At 77.2% G+C, this 20629-nt stretch carries 5 protein-coding genes; all 5 read left to right on the plus strand.

Annotation, left to right across the window (positions count from 1 at the left end; translation table 11 throughout):
* Positions 1-4 precede the first annotated feature (4 nt).
* Genes PKA89_RS02205 through PKA89_RS02225 form a run of 5 tightly spaced genes read left to right on the plus strand, consistent with a single transcriptional unit; the run spans position 5 to position 20618 of the window.
* The gene (locus PKA89_RS02205) at positions 5-9946 is read left to right on the plus strand and encodes a DUF6603 domain-containing protein (RefSeq protein WP_324416166.1); all 9942 of its coding nucleotides are present in this window, start codon (positions 5-7) and stop codon (positions 9944-9946) included.
* Entirely contained in the window at positions 9943-12003 is a 2061-nt protein-coding gene (locus PKA89_RS02210) for a hypothetical protein (protein WP_324416168.1), read from the plus strand. The genes PKA89_RS02205 and PKA89_RS02210 overlap by 4 nt, the downstream gene beginning before the upstream one ends.
* Positions 12000-12998 carry a hypothetical protein gene (locus PKA89_RS02215; RefSeq protein WP_324416170.1) on the plus strand — a complete coding sequence of 333 codons (999 nt, stop codon included), beginning with the start codon at positions 12000-12002 and terminating at the stop codon, positions 12996-12998. The genes PKA89_RS02210 and PKA89_RS02215 overlap by 4 nt, the downstream gene beginning before the upstream one ends.
* Positions 12991-16890, plus strand: coding sequence for a hypothetical protein (locus tag PKA89_RS02220; RefSeq protein WP_324416172.1), 3900 nt, complete (start codon positions 12991-12993; stop codon positions 16888-16890). The genes PKA89_RS02215 and PKA89_RS02220 overlap by 8 nt, the downstream gene beginning before the upstream one ends.
* Entirely contained in the window at positions 16887-20618 is a 3732-nt protein-coding gene (locus PKA89_RS02225; RefSeq protein ID WP_324416174.1) for a hypothetical protein, read from the plus strand. The genes PKA89_RS02220 and PKA89_RS02225 overlap by 4 nt, the downstream gene beginning before the upstream one ends.
* The last annotated feature ends 11 nt before the right edge of the window (positions 20619-20629 follow it).

Below are 20629 nucleotides of genomic sequence, written 5' to 3' on the forward strand. Positions count from 1 at the left end.
TGGCGTGCCGTTCGAGGAGTCCGACCTCGGTGGCTTCGGGTCGCTGACCCACGCCCTCGGCATCACCGACGGCACCTCGACCAACGCACACTGGTTCGACGACCCGCTCGGCGGCAGCACGAAGAACGCCAACGGGCTGAGGACGATCCTCAGCGACGAGGGCCAGCGCACCGCCCTCGAGACGTTCGTCGACGAGGTCCTCGGGCCGCCCGACGCGCACGACGAGGGCCCGGCCCGGTGGATCCCGCTGTTCACCGAGACCGACCCGGACGTCGCGGTGTTCGCCGTCGTCGAGCCGACCGGCAGCCCGGGCAACGGCACCGTGCAGGTCGGCGTGGGCGTCGAGGCGACGATCCGCTCCACCGACCCGCCGCACCCGTCGGTCTCGCTCCGGGCGCACGTGCCCGTCGCGCAGGTCCCCCGGGGGACGACGTACCCGTCGAGTGTCACCGGCGACCCGCGGTGGCTCGTCCTCGGCCGTCCCGGCGGCCGGATCGGCATCGAGCTCGTCGCCACCTTCACCGAGGCCGCGCCGGTCCCCCGCGAGGCGTTCCTGCGCGGTGCGCGGCTCTCGGTCGGCATCCCCACCGCGCCCGGTGACGGCCTCGAGCTGGTCCTCGAGCTGACCGACCTCCAGCTGCCCGGCGCCGCGACGCCGACGACGCAGACCCTCTCGCTCGACGACCTGGCGACGGTCGGCCCGGACCTCCTCGAGTTCCTCGTCGGCCTCGTCCGCGCGCAGGTCGCCGTGCTCGACCCGGCCGACGCCGCTCTCCGGCACGTCGTCGGGCTCGCCGGCGCCCTCGGGCTGCGGCCGGTCGCCGACATCCCGGAGCTGCCGCTCGCCGACCTGTCGACCCGTGGGGTCGCGGCCCTCGTCGAGTGGCTCGAAGGGCTCCTCACCGTGCCGGCGGCCCGCGCCGCGTGGCTCGGCGAGCTCGCCCTGATGACCGGCTTCACCCCGGACGCGACGGCCCTGACCCTGACCCGCACGGTCGCTCCGGTGCGCGTCGTCCTCGGGCTCGACGTCCGCCCCGGGACCGGCGGCCATCCCGTGCTCGTGCCCCGCGTCGAGCTCGCCCTCGACACCCGGGCCGGGGCGTCGGTCTCGCTCGGCGCCGAGCTGCTGCGGCTCGACACCGGCACCGGCACGGCGAGCGCCTTCCCCTCCGTCCTCGCCGAGGCCGTGTTCGGGGCCGATGCCGGAGGCGGGCCCCTGCTCACGGGTACGCCGCACGTCGGGTCGCTGCACCTCGGCGTCGGCCTGGACGCCGACCGCCACCCCGAGCTGCGGCTGTTCGCCACCGACGTCGACCTCACCGGCTCGCACGTGACCCCCGTCGTCGACCTCTCGAGCCCCGACGCCGTCGTCGACGCCGCCGAGGACGAGCTGCGCACCGCGCTGACCCAGGCGCTGGCCCCGCTCGGCGAGGCCGGCGACGTGCTCGCCACGCTGCTCGGGCTCACCCCGCCGACCGGGGTGCCGGCGCCGGAGCTGCTCGACCTCTGCCGCGACCCGCTCGGCACGATGCGCGGCTACTGGGACGCCCTCACCGCGAGCGACACGATGGCCGAGGTCCTGGGGACCGTGCGGCGGCTGCTGCTCGGCGTCGCCGCCGTGGACGTACCCGGCGACGGCAGCGCCGACGACCCGTGGGCCCTCGACCTCGGCGGTGCCGTCGACCTCCTCCTCTGGCGGGACGGGCCACTGCTCGTCCTCGGCCTCCAGGTCGCGGCCGACCTCGACGTCCTCGACGACCTCACCGCCGCGGCCGGGGTCTCGGCGACCCTCCTCACCCTGCGCCTCGACACCGGCACCGCGACCTTCCTCGACCGCGCGACCGGCAGCGTCGGGCTCGGCCCGCGCGGCACGGACCCGGCGCGCCTCGACCTCGGCCCGGTCGCCCTCGAGTTCCGGGCCCTCTCCGTCACGGTCGGGTGGTCGCCCGGCGCCGGGCTCCGCGCGGCGCCGGCCGGCACCGACCTCGTGCTCCGCGTCGACGGCACGGCCCTCCCGGTGCCGCTGCCGACGGTCGGGCCGGACGGCCGGTGGTCCTTCGCCCCGGACTGGGCCGAGGTCGAGGACCTCCTCGGCCAGCTCGGCCGGCGCCTCGGGCTGCCCGCCGTCACCGCACTGCTCGACCTGCTCGGGTGGGACGGGGCCGGCGGCAGCGGGGCCCACCTGCCCCTCGGGGACCTCGTCGCCGACCCGGCCGCCGCCCTCGAGACCTGGCTGCTCGACGGCGTCCTCGACTGCGACCACCTCGCCGCCGCGCTCGGGCCGGTCGCGTGGGTGCTCTCCGGCGGGACCCTCGACGCGCCGCTCGGCGGCGGCCGGCCGGACGCCCCGTGGCGCTGCCCGGTGGGCGGCGACCCGGCGTCCCCGGGCCTCAGCGTGCGGACCGAGCCGGGCTGCCCGGGCGACCCCGCGCTCCGGCCGGCCACCGTCGCCGCGCTCGGAGCGCTCCGGGGCAGCCTCGTGCCGACCGCCGGCCAGCTGGCCGAGGCCCTCCGGTCCGCCGGCGCCGACCTCGCCGACCTCGGCGACCTCGTCCACGCCCGCACCCGGCTCGACGAGGGCCTGGCGACGCTCGTCGGCCGCTGGGTCGGCACCGACGGCCTCGTCGGGAGCCCGGCGACGCGCTCCGCGACCGGCGGGCACACCCTCCTCACCGCCGACGAGGACGTCGAGGTGGTCGTGCTGCCCGGCTTCACCGCCGCCGCCCTCGGCGCCTCGGCCCGCCGCCGCGGGCTCGCACTGCCCGCCCGGGCGCCGGGCGGCCCGGCCGCGGTGCACGTCGGCTGCGACCCGCTGGTCTGGGCGGCCGCACCCGCGGCATCGCGGCTCGACCTCACCGTCGCGTCGCCCGCGACGCTCCCCGCGACCGGCGACGGCCCGTGGTTCCTCCTCCTCCCGACCGGTCCGGCCGCCGCGGCCACCCGCACCGACCACGACGGCGTGCGGGCGCAGGCGGAGCTGCTCGCCGCCGCCCTCGCGCCCCGGACCGCCCCGGTCCTCCTCGTCGGGCACGGCGGCGCCGGTGCCGCGACGGTGCTCGCGACCTCCCTGCCCGGCATCGCCGCCGTCGCGCCGGAGGTCGTGACCGTCGGCACGCCGTGGGGCCCGGTGAGCAGCCTGGCGCTCGCGACCGGCCTCGGCGGCGACGCGTTCCGGCTGCTGCGCGCCCTCGTCCCGGCCCCGGCGCCGGTCGCCCCGGACGACGCGCAGGACCTCGGCGGCACCGCACTGCAGCAGGCCCACGCCCTCGTGGCCCGTGGGGCGGCCGGGCTGCTCGCCGACCCCGACCTCCCGAGTCCCCTCGGCCTCCCCCGGGGCGCCGGCGTCCGGGTCACCGCCGTGTTCGGCACGTTCGCCGAGGACGCCGCCCTCCGGGCGCTCGCGGCCCTCGTCGCGCAGGGGGTGGAGGACCGGCGCCTCGCCGCCGCCGCGGCGCCCTCGGGCCTGCCGGAGCGCGCGGTCGTCGGGGTGGACCTGCCCGCCGTCGACGCCGACCTCGGCGGCGTGTCGCTCGGCGTCGCCGCCCGCCTCGACCTGCTCGCGGTCGCGCGGACCGCGCCGCGGTTGACCACGCTGCGGTCCCTGTCCCTCGACCTCCGGTTCGCCCTCGACGACGGCTGGCTCGTCGGCGGACCCGGCGCGTCGTCGCTCGACCTCGAGGCCCGGTGGCTCGACGTCCGGCTCGACCTCCCCTTCGACGGCGGTCGGGGCACCGCGACGCTCACCCTCCACGAGGCCCGCGCGTACGCGGCGTACCGCGAGCGGTGGGTCGTCACCGGCGACGACGTCGGCGCCCTGCCGGAGGCACGGATCCTCCTCTCCGCGGCCGTCTCCCGGATGCTCACGGTCCCCGGTCTCGGCGACCTGCTCACCGCCCTCGGGCTGGTCCGCGACGGCGGCCTCGACCCCACCGGCCTCGACCACCTCCTCTACGACCCCGCGGCGACCGTGCGCGGGGCGGTCCGCGCGGCACCGGCCACCGTCGCCGCCGCGCTGCGCACCGTCCTCGGCAGCGTCCTGCCCAGCGGACGCCCGGCGAGCGAGGTGACGCTCGGCAGCGGTGCCGCCCGGGTGACGCTCGACCTCGCCACGGCGCGCGTCACCGGGCACGTCGACCTCACCTCGAGCGGGGTGCCGCTCGTCGCCGACCTCGCGGTGCGGCTCACCCTCGACGACCCGCTGCACCCGGCCGACGTCGGCCTCACCGCCGCCCTCGGCGCCTTCTCGGGCACCGGCAGCGGGGTGCGGGTCGCCCTCGCAGCCGGTACCGCGGGCGTCTCCGTGTCCCTCGAGCAGGGGATGCCCGGTGGGGTCGTGCACGCGGTGCCGCTCTACCCGGACCCGGATGCGGCCGGCCTCCTCGACGTCCTCGTGCCCGCGGTCCCGGCCGTCCTCCTCGCCGGCGTCGCCCAGGCGCTGCGCGAGCGGGTCACGACGCCGCTGCTCGAGGACGCCCTCGCCGCCCTCGGCCTGCTCGGGCCGGAGGTCCCGGACGTCGGCCGCGCGCTCGTCGTCCCCTCCACGCTGCTGCGCGACCCGGTGGCCTGGCTGCGCGCCGAGGTCGACCCGGTGGCCGCCTCGGTCGCGGTGCTCGACGCGTTGGCGCCGGTCCTCGCCCCCGGGCGCGGGTCCGAGCCCGGATGGCCGGTGACGCCCGAGCTGACCATCGGCTACGCCGCGGTCGCCGGCCGGCTCGAGCTGACCGCCCGGCTCGACCTCGCCGCCACCGTCGGGGGCAGTGCGGTCGCCGCCACGGTCCTCGGCGGGCTGTCGGTCGGCACCGCGGGACCGCCCCTGCCGCTGCTCGACGCCCGGGTCACCGTGGAGGGCCGCGGGCTCGAGCTCGCCGTCGGCACCGGGCCGGTGCCGGTCCGGCTCGACCTCGTCCGCCCCGCCCCGCTCACCGCCCTCGGCCTCTACCCGCCCGGCGCCGGGCTCGCCGGAGCGCTCGCGGACACCGCGACCTCGCTCCTCAAGCCGGTGCTCGACGAGCTCCTCGACCGCGCCTCCGGCGCCGCCGGGCTCCCTCACGACGTCGGTGTCGTCGTCGACCGGTTCCTCCTCGCCCTCGACCTGCTCGACGCCGGCGGCCACCTGGACCTCGCCAGGGTGCAGGCGTTCGTCGCCCCACCCGGCCCGGGCGCGGCACTGCTCGCGCGGCTGCCCGCCCTCGCCGGTGCGGCACTGCAGTCGCTCGCCGACGCCCTCGACCCCGCGCACACGCTCGTCGAGGTGAGCACCGCCGGCACCGTGAGCACGATCCACCTCGGCCGGCTGCCGGCCGGCCCGGGCGCGGTCCGGCCGTTCTCGGTCGGCGTCGACGGCTCGGTCACGGCCCCCGCCGTGGTCCTCGGCTGCGACGTCGCGCTCGGCGATGTCGGCCGGGTCGCCGTCGAGGAGCTGCGCATCGACGCGCACGGCCTGCGGGTCGCGGCGACCGCCGGCCCGTTCGCGATCGACGTCGGTCCGAGCGTCGTCCGTCCGCTGCTCACCGTGCGCGCCGGCGTCACCGACGGCACCTTCACCCCGCTCGTCGGCCTCGGCCTCGCCCTCGAGGGCGGCGCGAGCCCGGCCTCCGTGCAGATCCGGTTCTCCGGCAGCGGAGTCGAGCTGTGGAACGTGACGGCCGGTCCATCACCCACGGAGTCGCAGTCACCGGAGCAGGTCGCCGCCGGGCTCGTCGGCGTGGCGCTCGGGATGGCGTCCGGGTTCGTCGCCGACCAGCTCGGCGACCTCGTGAGCGCCCGCATCACGCGGATGCTGCAAGGGGTCGTCCTCACCGGGGGCGGGCTGCAGGTGGACCCGGCGCTGGTCACCGACCTCGTGCACGCGGCCGACGACCCGACCCGGCTCCTGGCCCGCCTCGAGCGGCTCGCGTGGAACTGCGCGACCGACGCCGAGCCCCCGAGCGTCACCTTCGGCGGGGTCGTGACGGTCGCCCTCGCCGCGAACCCGTCCGCCCCGGGCGCACCCACCGACCCGCGCGACCTCGGGCTGCGGGTCACCATCCCGGACGGCCGGACCTGGGTCGTCGCCGACGGCGAGACGAAGGTCGAGATCGTCGCGCACGCGGACTGGATCACCGGCGAGCCGCCGTCCGGGCTGTCGGTCTACCTCCTCCACGGCACGGCCGACGCCCTCGTCCTCTTGCCGGGCGTCCTCGTCGCCGGCCTCGGGGTCCGGGTGGGCGGCACGAGCCGGCCGCTGCTCGACCTCGGCGCGCTGGCCATCGACGCCATCGAGGTCGACGTCTACGGGGAGGCCACCGCGACCGGCGTCGGCGGCGGGGCCCGGATCAAGCTCGACGGGCTGGCCGTCGCCCCCGGCGGCCAGGGCCAGGCCAACCCGATGGCCGGCTCGATCATGGCCGACGTCGGCGCGTCGTCCGGCACCCACCGGCCGACGTTCTCCCCCTCGGTCGCGGTGCAGAAGCACCCCGGCGACGCGACCGCGGGCGTCACGCTGCGCGCCGGCGACCCCCCGGGCCCGTGGTGGCTCGTCATCCAGCGCCAGCTCGGACCGCTCTACGTCGACCGGATCGGCCTGGACACCACCGAGTCCGGCGGCACGGTCACCTCCGTCAGCCTGCTCTTCTCGGGCGGCCTGTCGATCTTCGGCTTCTCGGCCGCCGTCGACCGGCTCTCGATCGGCTGGACCGGCGGCGACCCGCTCGACGCCCGCAACTGGTCGGTCGACCTCATGGGCCTGGCGATCAGCGCAGACCTGTCCGGCGCCTCGATCGCGGGCGGGCTGCTGAAGATCGTCGACGACGGCGAGATCGGCTACCTCGGGATGCTCGTCGGCCGCTTCGCGGCGTACGGGCTGTCGGTGTTCGGCGGCTACAGCCGGGACGCGCACGGCAACGCCAGCTTCTTCGTCTTCGGCGCGGTCAACGGCCCGTTCGGCGGGCCACCGGCGTTCTTCCTCACCGGAATCGGCGGCGGCCTCGGCATCAACCGCGGGATGCGGATCCCGTCGGACATCTCGACCTTCGGGGACTTCCCGTTCATCTCGGCGCTCGACGCCTCGCGCGCGCCCAAGGAGCCGATGCAACAGCTCCAGGAGCTGCGCGAGTACTTCCCGGCCCAGCAGGGCCAGTTCTGGTTCGCCGCCGGCATCTCGTTCACCTCGTTCAGCCTCGTCGACGGCATCGCCGTCCTCGCGGTCTCGTTCGGGAACGGCCTCGACGTCAACCTCTTCGGCTTCGCGCGGCTCGCCCTGCCCCGGCCTCAGGCGTGCATCGTCAACATCGAGCTCGCGCTGCTCGCGCACTTCTCGACCGAGGAGGGCGTCTTCCTCATCCAGGCCCAGCTGACCGACAACAGCTGGCTCCTGTACTCCGACGTCCGGCTCACCGGCGGCTTCGCGTTCGCCGTCTGGTGGAAGGGTCCGCTCGCCGGCCAGTTCGTCCTCACCCTCGGCGGGTACCACCCCGACTTCCCGGTGCCCGTCGGATACCCGGACGTACCTCGCCTCGGCCTCGTGTGGTCGGTGAGCGACGCCATCACCATCAAGGGAGGCTCGTACTTCGCGCTGACGTCCGAGGCGCTGATGGCCGGGCTCTCGGTCGAGGTGAGCGTCGACTTCGGGTTCGTCTGGGCGCGGATCGCGTTCGGCGTCGACGCCATCGTCTGGTTCGACCCGTTCTGGTACGAGGCCAGCGCCTACGCCCGCATCTCGGCCGGCCTGAAGATCTCGCTGCCGTGGCCGATCGGCGACATCTCGATCTCGATCACCATCGGGGCCTCGGTCAAGGTCTGGGGTCCGGAGTTCGCCGGCCACGCCGAGTTCGAGATCGGGCCGTGCACCGTGCCGGTCGACTTCGGCAGCCGCGACAAGGCGCTGCCCGACCCGATCGACTGGATGGCCTTCGTCGGCAAGTACCTCGAGTCCGCGGGCGACGCCGCCCGGGCGCTGTCCGCGATCACCGGCCTCGGCACACTGCCCACCTCGACGTCGAGCCCCCAGGGCGCCCCGACCGCCGACGGCTCGTCCGCGCTGCCGTTCCAGGTGTTCGCCGAGTTCGAGCTCGTCGTGACGACGACCGTGCCCGCCACCGCCGTCGACGTGGCGGGGGTGGTCACCGTCCCGGTGCGGACCAGCTCCGGGGCACCGACCGGGGTCGGCATCGCCCCGATGGGGGCGGACGGCCTCTCCTCGACGCTCGGCCTCTCGCTCGAACGCCTCGACGGCACCACGTGGACCCCCTCGTCCGGCCTGACCGCCCTCGGCGCCAACCTCCGGGCGGCGAGCGCCGACCCGGCCGGGTCGCGGCTCGGGACCGACTCCTTCCCGCTCGGGGTGTGGGGGCCGGCCAAGACCCTCGGTACCGCCCAGACGCTGCCCTCGACCGAGGTGGTCACGGCCGGCAACCGGGTGACGCTCGTCGCGCAGGTCAGTGCGACGCCGGTCGGCAGCCCGGTCAACTACTACCGGGTCGAGGCCGGGCCCCGCCGCCCGCTGCCGCTGCACGCGACCGGGGCGACCCGGGCCCGCCTGCTCTCGACGAGCGCCGGGCTCGGGCTGCCGACCCCGACGACCGCCGATGCGGCCCTGGCCGTCGCCGCCGCGGCCCTGTTCCCCACGCGCACAGCGCTGTTCGCGGACCGGCAGCACAGCGAGCTCGCCCGCGCCGCCTACCGCCGCGACCGGGTCGCACCGCCTCGCATCGCCGACCTCACCGACGGGCTCGCGAAGGTGAACGGTCCGGACGGCGCCCGTCCGGGGGTCCCCGTGCCCGAGACCGTGCGGCCCACCCCGCGGCGGCCGTTCGTCGGCACCTACCTGCGGGCCGGGACCGGCGCAAGGTCGCGGCCGTCGGGGACGACCGTCGCCGACGGCCGGCCGACCCGGCGGCCCGCGCCCGGTGTCGCCGACGTCCAGGGCCGGATGGGCCTCGTGCTCCCGGCGACGATCCGGGTCACCCCCACGCCCGGACGGGCGGACGGGGACACGGTCGTCGCGACGAGCGTCGTCCCGCGCACCGGGGCCGTCGGCACGGTGCGCTCCGCCTCCGGGGCGCGGGTCGGGTCCCCCGAGCTGGCCGGCCTGGTCGCCGGGCTCGGACCGCTCGCCGGACGCTCGGCCCCTACGGGCCCGCGTCGCTCGAGGGCCGCCCGGGCCGCCCTCGCCGGCACCCGCCTGCGCAGCGGCGACCTCGTCGCCCTCGAACTGCCGGACGCCCGCATCGACACCGACCCCGACCGGCGCCCCACCCTCACGGTCGACGGCACGGCGCGGGTCGTGACGGTCGTCGGGCGCCGGGTCGCCGCGGACGTCGTCGTCACGGACGGCACGCTCGCCGTTCCACCCGGGGCGGGCCTCGTCGCCGTCCAGGCCGACGGAGCCCCGGCCACCAACGGCTGCGCCGGGTGGACCGCCGCGTCCCGGGTGGCCCGGCTCGGGTCGCACCTCGCCCTCGGCCCCGGCTGCACGCTCGCCGTCGAAGGCCCGGCCGCCGCGGGTCGCGACTGGGCGACCGCCTCCGCGGCCACCGCCGGCGCCACCCTCGTGACGACCTGGTTCGCGACGGCCCCGCGGACCCTCGCCGTCGCGTTGACCGGCACCGTGCCGACCGCCCCGACACCGACCGACCTCGCCGTCGTCGGGGCCGAGCTCGCCACCGGCCCGGACGGCCGTGCCCTGCCGCCGGTGGCCGTCGTCCTCGGCGCCAGCACGGTCCTCCTCCACGCTCTCGAGCCCGGTGCCGCCGGGCCGGTGGGGCTCCAGGTCCGCCCCGGTGGCGCCTGGCAGGTCGTCGGCACCCTCGCCTCCGACCTGGCGCCGGCGGACCTGGCCGTCGCCCTCGGGCGCCAGGGACTGGAAGGCCCGGTCGCCCGGGTCCTCGGGGCGACCGGCGCCGGCTGCGAGGTCACCGGGACCGACGCGCCGACCGCCCGACCCCGCCGTACGAGGAGGCCGCGATGACCGTCCCCGAGGGCCACTTCCAGCTCTACCCCTCCCTCGTCCCGCCGCTGCCCGCGGGCGACTACCGCTTCACGAGCACCCAGACGATGGGGGCGAGCGGACCGGACGGCGCGCTCGGCGCGGACGACCTCGCCGTCGCGCCGCTGCAGACCCACGTCCGGGTCACCTCGTGCCGCTTCCAGCTGCCCCCGGACCAGGTGCTCTCGACCTACCCGCCGGCGAACACCGAGGGCTCGTACGCCGCGCGGCTGCCGCAGGTCGTCATCAAGCGCCGGACCCTGCCGTGGGAGCGCAGCGTGGACTTCGAGGGCGAGACCCCGGTCGACACCCCGAGGACCCCGTGGCTCGCGCTCGTCCTCATCGCGCCCGGCGAGGGCGAGCTCGTCGTCGGCGCACCGGTCGCCGAGTGCGTGACGCCCGGCCAGGTGCTGCCGGGGCCGCCGGACGTCCCGGTCGGCAACTACCTCACGGTCCGCGCCTCGCAGGTGAGACGGGTGTTCCCGACCCAGCAGGACGTCGAGGTCCTCGCGCACGTCCGCGAGGTCGACGTCAGCGACACCGAGCTGATGATGGGCGACGACGACGGCTGGCTCTCGGTCGTCATCGGCAACCGGCTCCCGCTGCCCGGCGTCGGCCCGGACGGCGCCGAGGTGCCGATGACCTACCTCGCCTGCCTCGTGAGCCTCGAGGGCCAGCTCGAGCTGCTGCCGACCGACCCGCCGCCGTTCCTCGTCGCGACCTCCTACCTGCCGGTCCTCGCCGAGACCGTCCTCCTCGCCACCGACGACGCCGACCACGTCGCGATGGGTGGCGACGAGGGCGTCGAGCGCTACAACGAGCACGTCGAACGGGCCCACGGCGGCGCCGCGGCCCACGGCGGCCCCCTCGCGGCGGCCGCGCCGGTCGACCGGGTCGCCCGGAAGGTCGCCGTCGCCGGTGACCAGGCCCGGCTCGGGGTGGTCTCCGAGGGCTGGAAGCAGACGACGACCGGCGTCACCGACGGCCTCTACGCCTCGATGGCCGACGGCTTCCGCATCCGCGCCCCGCTCGGCGGCCGCGCCCTCGACCCGGAGTACCGCTTCCCGGTCCTCCTCCACTGGCGCTTCACCTCGACCGGCAACGTGGACTTCGAGTACCTCATGAAGACGCTGCGCTCGGGCCTGCTCGGCACCGAGCCGGAGTCGGCCGCCCGCCCGGACGGCCGGCTGCCCCTCGAGGTGACCGAGACCGGTCACGTCGGGCTCGACCAGCGCACCCGCGTCGGGGACACCGTCCGGGCCTGGTACCGCGGCCCGCTGCTGCCGCACCCGGCCGACCTCGAGTCGCCCCGGCTACCGCTGGCGCACGCCGCCGACCAGCTGCGGGCGGTCGTGCCGGACCGGCGGGAGGACCTCTCGCTCGCGGTCGCGTTCGAGGTGGGGCGGCTGCTCGCGCTGAGCCAGCCGTCGATGGTCGCCGCCCTCCTGCGCTGGCGGCAGGGGCACTACCAGGCCGCCCGGCGCACGAGCGTGCTGGGCCCCCGGCTCGCCGACCTGACCTGGCTCGGGATCGAGGTCGTCGCCGGCCGCGACGTCGGCCGGATGCTCGGCCGCGGGCTCGCCCGGCAGATCGCACTCACCCCGGCCGAGGTGCTCGGTGACCCACTGCCCCGCGTGACCCGGGGCACCGACCTCGGGCTCGACCTCGACCCCGCGACGGCGCTGTCGACGGGGCTGGGCGTCGGGGTGCCCCTCGAGGGGACCCTGCCCGACCTCGCCGCGACCCTGCGCTCCACCACCGTCCCGGTCCTCGACCCCGTCGCGTTCTCCGCGGTCGAGCTCGGGGCGATGGTCCGCGACGGCGTGCGCACCGACCTCGCCGTGGCGGTGGACCAGATCGGGCTCGACGCGCTGAAGCTCCGCGGGACGCTCGGCGGCCCGGGGGCCGGCGGCGTCGGGGGCATCGGCGGCATCGGCGGCCTGCCCGGCGGTGGCGTCCTGCTGCCGCACGCCGACCCCGCGCCCGACGCGCTCGACGCCGCACTCTCCCGCACCCCGACCGAGGAGGACCGGCCGTGAGGACCGACGCCGCCGCGATGCTCACCGAGCTGCCCGTCGCCTACCTCGACGAGGTGACCGCCGCCGCGGCCGGGGCGCTGGGCGACATCCCGACCGACGGCGAGGACGGGGTCCTGCCCGCCGAGCTGCGCGCGTGGCTGGTGCGGCTGCGCCTCCTCGAAGGCGTGCCGTTCGCCGACCTCGTCCCGGACACCGAGCTGCTGCCCGAGGAGTCCATCCGGTGGTTCTACCTCGACCGCCGGTGGACCGACGCGCTCGTCCAGGGCGCGCTGTCGGTCGGCACCGTCAACAGCGACGACCGGGTCGCCCTCACCGCCGCGTACCCCGCCGTCCGCGACGAGCTCGACACCGAGGAGCGCAACGTCCGCCGCCCGCCCGGCTCGGAGCGGTTCGGCGGGGCGGTCGAGGCGGTCAGCGGGTTCGTCCTGCGCTCGAAGGCGGTCTCCGGCTGGCCCGCCCTGCACGTGCGGGCCTTCTCGAGCGACCCGGCCAAGGCCGACGACGCCCGCTTCACCGAGGACGAGCCGGAGCGGATGCGCCTGCTGCGCCTCGAACGGCTCGCGCCCGCGGTGCTCTTCGTCCTCTTCGACGGCATCCCGACGGTCGTCCACCTCGAGGAGCCGCGCCAGGGCGTGCAGTTCGGGGCCGAGCGGGACCCCGGGGCGCCGGAGGGGGTCGTCCGCTTCACCGTCCAGCCGCGCGACCGGGCGACCTTCGACGACCTCGGCGGCGCGCCGGTCACCGTCCCGTTCCGGGCCGATGGCGCCCCGGGCGTCGTCGACATCCACGCCCTGCGCGGGTCGCTCGGAGCCCGCCTCTCGCTCACCGAGGCCCAGATGAACTCGGCCGAGTACGCCCTCCAGCTGATCCGGCTGCCCTACCGGCAGGTGTGGGGCGACCCGAGGAACACCCCGATCGCGACGATCTTCGCGCCGACCGTCAGCTACGCCGACCTCGTGACCCGCTTCGTGACGATGGAGGCCGACCATGGCTGACGGCCGCCGGGACCCCCGCCTCGCCCGGGTCGACGCCGTCCTCGACCCGGCCCAGCTCGAGAAGGCGGTCTTCACCCAGCGCTGGAGCGCGCTCGCCACGGCCGGCACCGACGTGCGGACCATCGCCACGTGGGACCGGCTGCTGGCCCGCGACCCCCGGGTGCTCGTGCCGGTCGACGTCCAGGCCTTCGTCGGGACGGCGACCGACCCCGAGGTGGTCGTCGCCGTCGGCGGCACCCGCGGGGACCCCGAGCCGTTCGACGCCGGCGCCCCGGCGGCCGCGGGCATCCACCTGCACTGGGCACTCCCGGACGCGTTGCTGCGGGCCGAGCGCGACGAGACCACCGGCGACCCACGGTGGCGACCGCTGCCGGACCGCTGGGTCGTCGTGCGCCACCTCTACCCGGTCGGGGCCCGGGCGGTGCACACGACGGGCTGGTTCGTCGACGCCGCGACGGGAACCGTGACACCGCTCGAGGAGGTCACCGGCCGGCCGACCTCGGCGAGCGCGGCGAGCACGATGAGCCCGCTCGACGCGGTCGCCGCCGGCACGCCGCTGTGGACCGCGACCTACGCCGCGAGCCGCGACCGCTTCGCCTTCCACGACCCGCTGACCGACCTCGACGCGCTGCGGGCCGCCTTCCCCGCCGGCTTCCACCGCGACCGCGCGGCGTACACGGTGGCCGGGTGGTGGTCCTCCGCCGACGAGGACCCGCTGGCGTCCGCGCACGGACGGGTCGGCCTCACCGCGGCGGCGCAGGAGCTGGGCTGGGAGGTGCCGCTCGACGACGCGGACCCCGAGGAGGCCCAGCCGGACCGGCGCGAGCGGCGTCTGAAGTCCCGGCTCGGGATGACCGCCCCGGACGACGGCCGCGAGGTCGTCACGCTCGACGCGCACGGGAAGACGGCCGAGCGCACGCTCGACCGGCCGCTCGGGCTCGGCATCCCGGTGGCCGAGGTCGCCTCGACCGTGCTGGCCCCCGCCCCGGTCCGCTACCACAGCCTGCTCCACGGCTCGGTCCTCGGCGTGCCCGTCGACGGGTCGGCCGACGGCTACGACGAGCGGCCGGAGGAGGGCGCGTTCGCCGCCGCCGCGGGCACCGACCTCGACGACGTCGCGGCCGCCTTCGCCGCCCCGGCCCTCGGGCTCGGCACCGACCGGCGGCTCCTCGCCGAACGGCTGATGGCCGCCTTCACGGCCGGGACCCTCAGCAGCCTCGGGACCACCGACGGGCTCGCCGACCTCGAGGAGCGCGAGCACGCGGACGGGTTCACGACGGTCGCCGGCGCCCCCCTGCCCGGTAGCCACGACGACGTCCTGCGGGAGGGCGGTTCCTCGCCGTACTCTCCGCAGAAGGTGGGCCGGCTCGGTCGCGGTGCCGTGGCCGACGCCGCGTTCGACACCCCGGTCGTCACCTGGCTGGACCCCGTCCGGATGAGCGCCTCGGCCCGGGCCACGCTCCGCGGCGCGCGGCCCGGCGCGCGCGCCGCGACGTCCGGCCCCCCGCAGGCGACCCGCCGGACGAGCACCCCGACCCCGGCCGCCGCCACCGGCACGGGCGCGGGCTCGGGACGCACCGTGCCCAAGGCCCCGCCGCGGATGTTCCGGCCGGCCCCGCTCGTCGTCGGGCTGCGTGGTGTCGCCCCGCACCACCGCCACCACGGCGACGGGCTGCACGAGGCGAGTGGACTGCTCCGGTGCCGTCGGCCGAGCGAGTGCGTGCCGGGCGTCCCCGGGGTCGTCGACGGCCGGGCCCTCGTGCCCACGCTCGGCAGCGGCGCCGTCCCCGAGGAGGTGCTCCTCGTCGTCCGCGAGGCCAGCGTGCTCGACGGCTACCACTCGGCGTGGCTGGCCGCCGCCGGACGCACCCCCGGGACCGACCTCGGGCGGGCCGGGACCCGGATGGTCGGCGAGCTGACGCGGCTCTACGGCGCGGACGCCCGCTACGACGGTTCCGGCGCGCTCGCCGCGCAGGCCGTCGCCCGGTCGGGTGCCCGGGCCACCAAGGGCGCGTGGGCCGAGCACGACCGGGTCGAGCTGGGCCGCAGCGCCGACGTCGCCGCGCTCCTCGCCGACTTCTCGCTCCTGCCCGGGACCCCGCCCAGCCCGGTCGCGGTGACGACGTGGCGCCAGCCGTGGGTGCCGCTCTTCCTCGAGTGGGAGGTGCGGGTCGACGGCTCGGGCACCCTCGACGGCTGGGAGCTGGTCGGCACCGACCTCGAGGGCGCACCGGCCACCACCCCGCTGACCCGCACGCTGCGCGGCCGCGCGCCGCTGCACCGGGGGGTCGGCCGGGCCCTGACCGAGGCCATCGCGGCGTGGCTCGCCGCCGAGCAGGCCCGCGACCTCGCCGACCCCGCCTCCTCCGAGCTCGACGACGCCGACGAGACCGCCCTCGCGGGACTCTCCGGCCTGCTCGCCCCCCTCGACCTCGCGTCGGCCTCGCTCGACGGGATGACCGAGCAGCTGCTCGGGGTCGTCCACGACGGGATGGTCCTGCGTGACGAGTCCGGCCACCCGGTCGCGGACGACCTGCCGCTGCCCCTCGTCGGCGGCACGGCGACCGTCACCGCGCTGCGGCTCGTCGACGCCTTCGGCCGCACCCGGCGGGGTCCGCACGAGAGCCTGCTGACGACGTCGGTCCTCGACACGGGGACCCCGGCAACGGTCCGGATGCGCCCGCGCGTCCTCGCCGGCGCCCGGTGGCTGTTCCGCCTCGTCGACCCGGCCCACCCGCTGACGGCCGACCCCGCCGCCGCGCCCGAGGCCTGGGTCGACCAGCTCCACCCCGACCTCGCCGTCAGCCCGGTCTGCGGCTTCCTCCTGCCCGACCACATCGACGAGGCGTGCGAGGTGTTCGACCGCGACGGCCACCCCCTCGGCCAGGTGATGCACGACACCGTGACCGACGCCGTCACCTGGGAGCCGGCGCCGGGGCGTCCGGTGCCGCCGGACGCCGGACCGCTCGTCGACCTGCCCCCGCACGCACAGCACGCCGGGCTGCTCGCGACCGGGCTGGTGCGCGCCGACGTCGCGGCGCGCACCGCGGGCGACGCCCCGACCGAGGCGAGCGCGCTCACCGCCCTGCTGCGGGCCGTCGACACGACGCTCTGGACGGTCGACACCTACGCCGCCCTCGGCTCCCCGACCGTCGCCGGGCTCGTCGGGCGGCCGATCGCCGTCGTCCGGGCCACCCTGCGGCTCGAGCTCGCCCCCGACGTCGACGACGTGACGGTCACCGCCCCGGGGGGCGCCGAGGCCCGCCGGGCCGCGTTCGAGGTCCTTGCGGCGCAACGGTTCCCGGTGCGGGTCGGGGAGCTCGGCCGGGCCGACGACTCGGTCCTCGGCTTCTTCGTCGACGACGACTACGAGCACTTCCACGTCGTCGACAAGGCGGTGGCCGGGGCGGCCCTCGACACCGGCCGGCACCGTGGCCAGCTCGGCCTGCTCGGGGCCGTCGCGACCCCCCCGGTGCGCCCCCTCGACCACCCGTACCTCACCCTCGAGGACACCCTCCTCGTGCGGCCCGGCCAGACCCTCCGGCTGACCGTCCTCATGCTGCCCGCGGGTCGCGTGCACCTGACCTCGGGCATCACCCCCCGCAAGCACCTCGCCCTGGCCGACGACTGGGTCACCCCCGGGTTGCGGGTCCTCTCCCCGTCGATGCGGGTCGGTCCGGTCCTCGTCGACCCCGCCGAGATCCGCCTCCCCAAGGTCGCCGCGTTCGGCCAGGACCAGGTGTTCACGCGGCGCACCGGTCCGCTCACCTGGCGGGACGACCCGATCATCGCGGCGTCGTCGTCGGCCCTGCTGCCGCCGATGCCGCACGAGTCGCAGGAGGGCTGGATCCGGGTCAGCCCCGCCCGGCCCGACCCGGAGGGCGCGCCGTGACCGAGGACCGGCCGTCCCGGTCGACCCGGCGGCGCGCCCGGGACGCCGCCCGGCGGGCCCCGGCTGACCTCGACGCCCTGGCCGCCGCCGTCGCCGACCGGGCAGCGGCCGGCGCGCCGGTGCGGGGGCGAGCGCCCCGCCGGCTCGCGGACGCCCAGGACCACCGGTGGCTGCCGATCGGGCCGTCGGCGGTCCGGCGGGGCCAGGCCTCCGGGTACCCGTACGTCGCGGGGCGCATCCTCGACCTCGCGGTGTCCGAGGACGGCGACCGGGTCTACGCGCTCTCCGCGGGCGGCGGCCTCTGGTACTCGCCGGACGCCGGCGCGTCCTGGGAGCCGGTCGGGGGCTGGCAGCCCGCGGTCCCCGTGCAGGACGGCGGGCGGAGCAACGACCTCGCCGGCGGCGCGCTGCTCGTCGCGTTCGGGGCCACCGCCGCCGACGACCACGTCATGGTCGGCACCGGTGAGTACGACAGCAGCAGCCGGGCCTCCGCGGGCACCTCCGAGGGCAAGGGCGTCCTCGTCGGCGTCGGGCCGGTCGAGGCGGCCGACCCGGCGGCGGTCTGGGAGGCCGACAGCGGGGCGAGCGTCTTCACCGGCGTCTCCATCGGCCGGCTCCTGCGCCAGCCGGGCCGCCACCCCGGCGTCGTCGAGACCACGGACCCGGCGAGCCCGGCCCACGGCCACAGCCCGGACCGGGTGCTCGCCTGCGCGACCTTCGGCCTCTACGTGGGCACCCGGGTGCCCACGGGCGGTGGGCAGCCGGAGCGCTACGACTGGCAGAGCCCGGCGGCCACGCCACCGGCCGACGCACCGGACGGCTTCGACGGGTTCGCCTTCGCCGACGGGGCCTGGGTCGACACCGGGAGCGCCGACGGCCGCCTCGTCCTGTGCTGCGACGGCTGGGGGCCGGTGGTCAGCGACGACGCCGGCGAGAACCTCGCGTTCGTCCGGCTCGGCACCGGCCTCTTCCGGGGCCTGCAGGGCCGCAGCGCCCTGGCCCTCGTCCCCGGCACCACCCGGGGCTACGTCCTCGGTCAGCTGCGCTCCGGGGAGACGGGGCTCTGGCGGCTCGACGACGTCACCGCGACCCCGGTCCGGGCGACGCGCGTGCCGGGGCTGCGCGACGACATCTTCGGCACCCGGCGGCACAACCAGCGCGACTACGACATCGCCCTGGCCGCCGTCGAGGTGGGCGGCACGGACCGCGTGTACGTCGGGGGCAGTGGCCGCCTCCTCGTCGACTCCTCACTGCTCGACGGCGCCGAGTTCGTCGCCTCGCTGTGGTGCTTCCAGGTCTCCCCGACCCCGGCGCTCGTCGCCGTCCCCGGCGTGTCCGACACCGCCGCCGGCGCCTCGTACGCCGGGCTGGTCGGGCACGACGTTCACGCCGACGTCCACGTCATCCGGGTGCTCGACCACCCGGCGTCCGGAGCCCACCCGGAGGTGCACCAGGTGTGGGTCGGCTGCGACGGCGGGGTCTTCGCCTCGTCCGAGTCCGGCCGGGTCGAGACCTTCTCCGCGCGCAACACCGGGCTCGTGACGACCGAGCCGGGCTTCCTCGCGGTGCACCCCGTCAGCTCCCAGCTCGTCGCGGCCGGCCTGCAGGACAACGGGACCGTCGTCCGGGTCGGCGACACGGTCTGGGAGGAGGTGCACCTCGGCGACGGCGGCGGCGTGCTGTTCCACCCGGGGCACCCCGAGGTGATGCTCGACCAGTACGTGTCGGCGAGCTGGCGGTGCGACCACCCGCGCTACCGCGACCCGATGCAGCGCCGGGCCCGCCGCCCGGGCGTCCTCGAGAACGACACCGAGGACCAGCGCTCGGCCTTCTACTCCGGCGCGGCGGCCGTGGCCGGCGGACCCCACACCGGCCGGGTGGCCATCGGGACCTACCGGGTGTGGGTGTGCGACGACCTGACCGACGCGGCGACCCCGACCTGGCGCGTCCTGCCGTTCACCACGGGCACGGCGTGGCGCGACCGGCGGGCCCGGCCGTCCGCCGGCGCGGACGCCGTCATGGTCGTCGCCGGGGACCGCTGGGGGCAGCCGTTCGACGGGACCCCGAGGGTCTACGCGGGCAGCGTCGAGTCGCTGCGCTGGGCCGACGCGAGCACCCTCCTGGCGGTCTACCACGAGGGCATCGCCCGCTACACCGACCGCGGCGGGGGCACGTGGGACGTCGAGTACTGGCCCAAGGACGGCACGACCGGCCTCTCGGACGAGATGACCCTCACCGACGTCGCTCCGGTGCCCGGGACGCTCGACTTCTACGTCTCGGCCTTCACCTTCCGGGGTGGCACCTCCGAGACGCTCGTCTACTTCAACAACCTCGACGGCGAGTTCCAGGCCACCGCACTGCGTTCCGCGCTCGGCGGGCCGCTCGACCCCGCGTACGCCGTCGTCGTCGACCCGGTGGCCACCGCGAACGTCTACGTCGGGACGGTGACCGGGGTGTGGACCGCCACCCGGGCCGACCGCACCGGCGGCCACGGCGGCGCCGCCGGCTGGACCCGCCTCGACAACGGGCTGCCGTGGGCGGCCGCGCAGGACCTCGCCGTGTGGGTCGACCCGGCCCGGGTGCTCCCCGGCGCCGCCGGCTACGACGCCGCCGTCGACGCACGCACCTCGCGGGTGCTGCGGGTCGCGATGCAGTCGCGCGGCCTCTTCCAGCTCGAGCTCGGCCCGGCGGCCCCGCGCCACACGTGGGTCCGGGTGCACGACGCCGACGACCGGCGGGTCTCGCCGACGCCACTCGCCCATCCCCGCCAGGTCGACGCCGCGCGGGTCCCCGTCGTGCTGCCCGACCTGTCGAGCCCGGACGTCGTCGTGCGGCCGCGCTGGCCGGTCGCCACCGCGCCCCCGTTCCCCAGCCTCGGCCCCGGCGACCCGCCGCTGACCGCCGGGACGATCCTCCCGTACGACCTGTGGACCTTCCAGACCGCGTTCCGGTGGTTGCACCCCTCGGTCGTCGCCGACGGCACGTTCTCGACCCCGTTCCGGGCCATCCTCAAGGCCCACCGCGGCGACGGCCGGGCGGTCATCGACCGGCCGCTGTGGGAGGCGGTCGTCGGGGGCACCCACCTCGGGCCGGACGGCGAGGTGCTCACCGGGGCCGCGGGGGCCGGGCAGCCGCTCGCGGTCTACCGGCAGCCGTGGCACTCCCGGGCGGCCGGCGACCGGCAGCCGACCGAGGCCGAGCTGTACCTCGCGGTGCCCCCGACCCAGTCGTTGGTCAACGGCGTCTGGTGGACGGGCTACCGGGAACCGTCGAGCATCGAGATCCTGTTGCACCACAACGACTCCCGCGCCCTCCCGGCGAACCACGCCTGGGCCATGCTGCTCTGGCAGCCGATCGCCGACCCGTTCACCGCGGGCGCCCTCGACGTCACCGGAGTCCCGCAGTTCCGCCTCGACGCGGCGGGCGGCGCGGCGGGCGTGACCGCGCCGGGCGCCTGGCACACGGTCCCGACCGCGGCGGGGCCGCTGCGCCACCTGCTGCCGGTCCCCCTCTCCGCCCACCTGCCGACGGCCGTCACCGTGGACCTCGACCTCACGAGCGCGGCCGATCCCCCGCCGCTCGGCGTCGTGCTGCTCGCGCTCTCCGGGTCGCTCCTCGACGAGGACCTGCTCCCCGACGCCGCCGCACCGATCACCCTCTCCGACCTCGTCCGGGCCCGGCACTGGGCGGCGGCCAAGGTCGTCGTCCTCGGTCCCCGCCCCACCTGACCCACCCGACA

It is taken from the genome of Phycicoccus sp., from assembly GCF_035325325.1.
Classification (GTDB): Bacteria; Actinomycetota; Actinomycetes; order Actinomycetales; family Dermatophilaceae; genus Phycicoccus.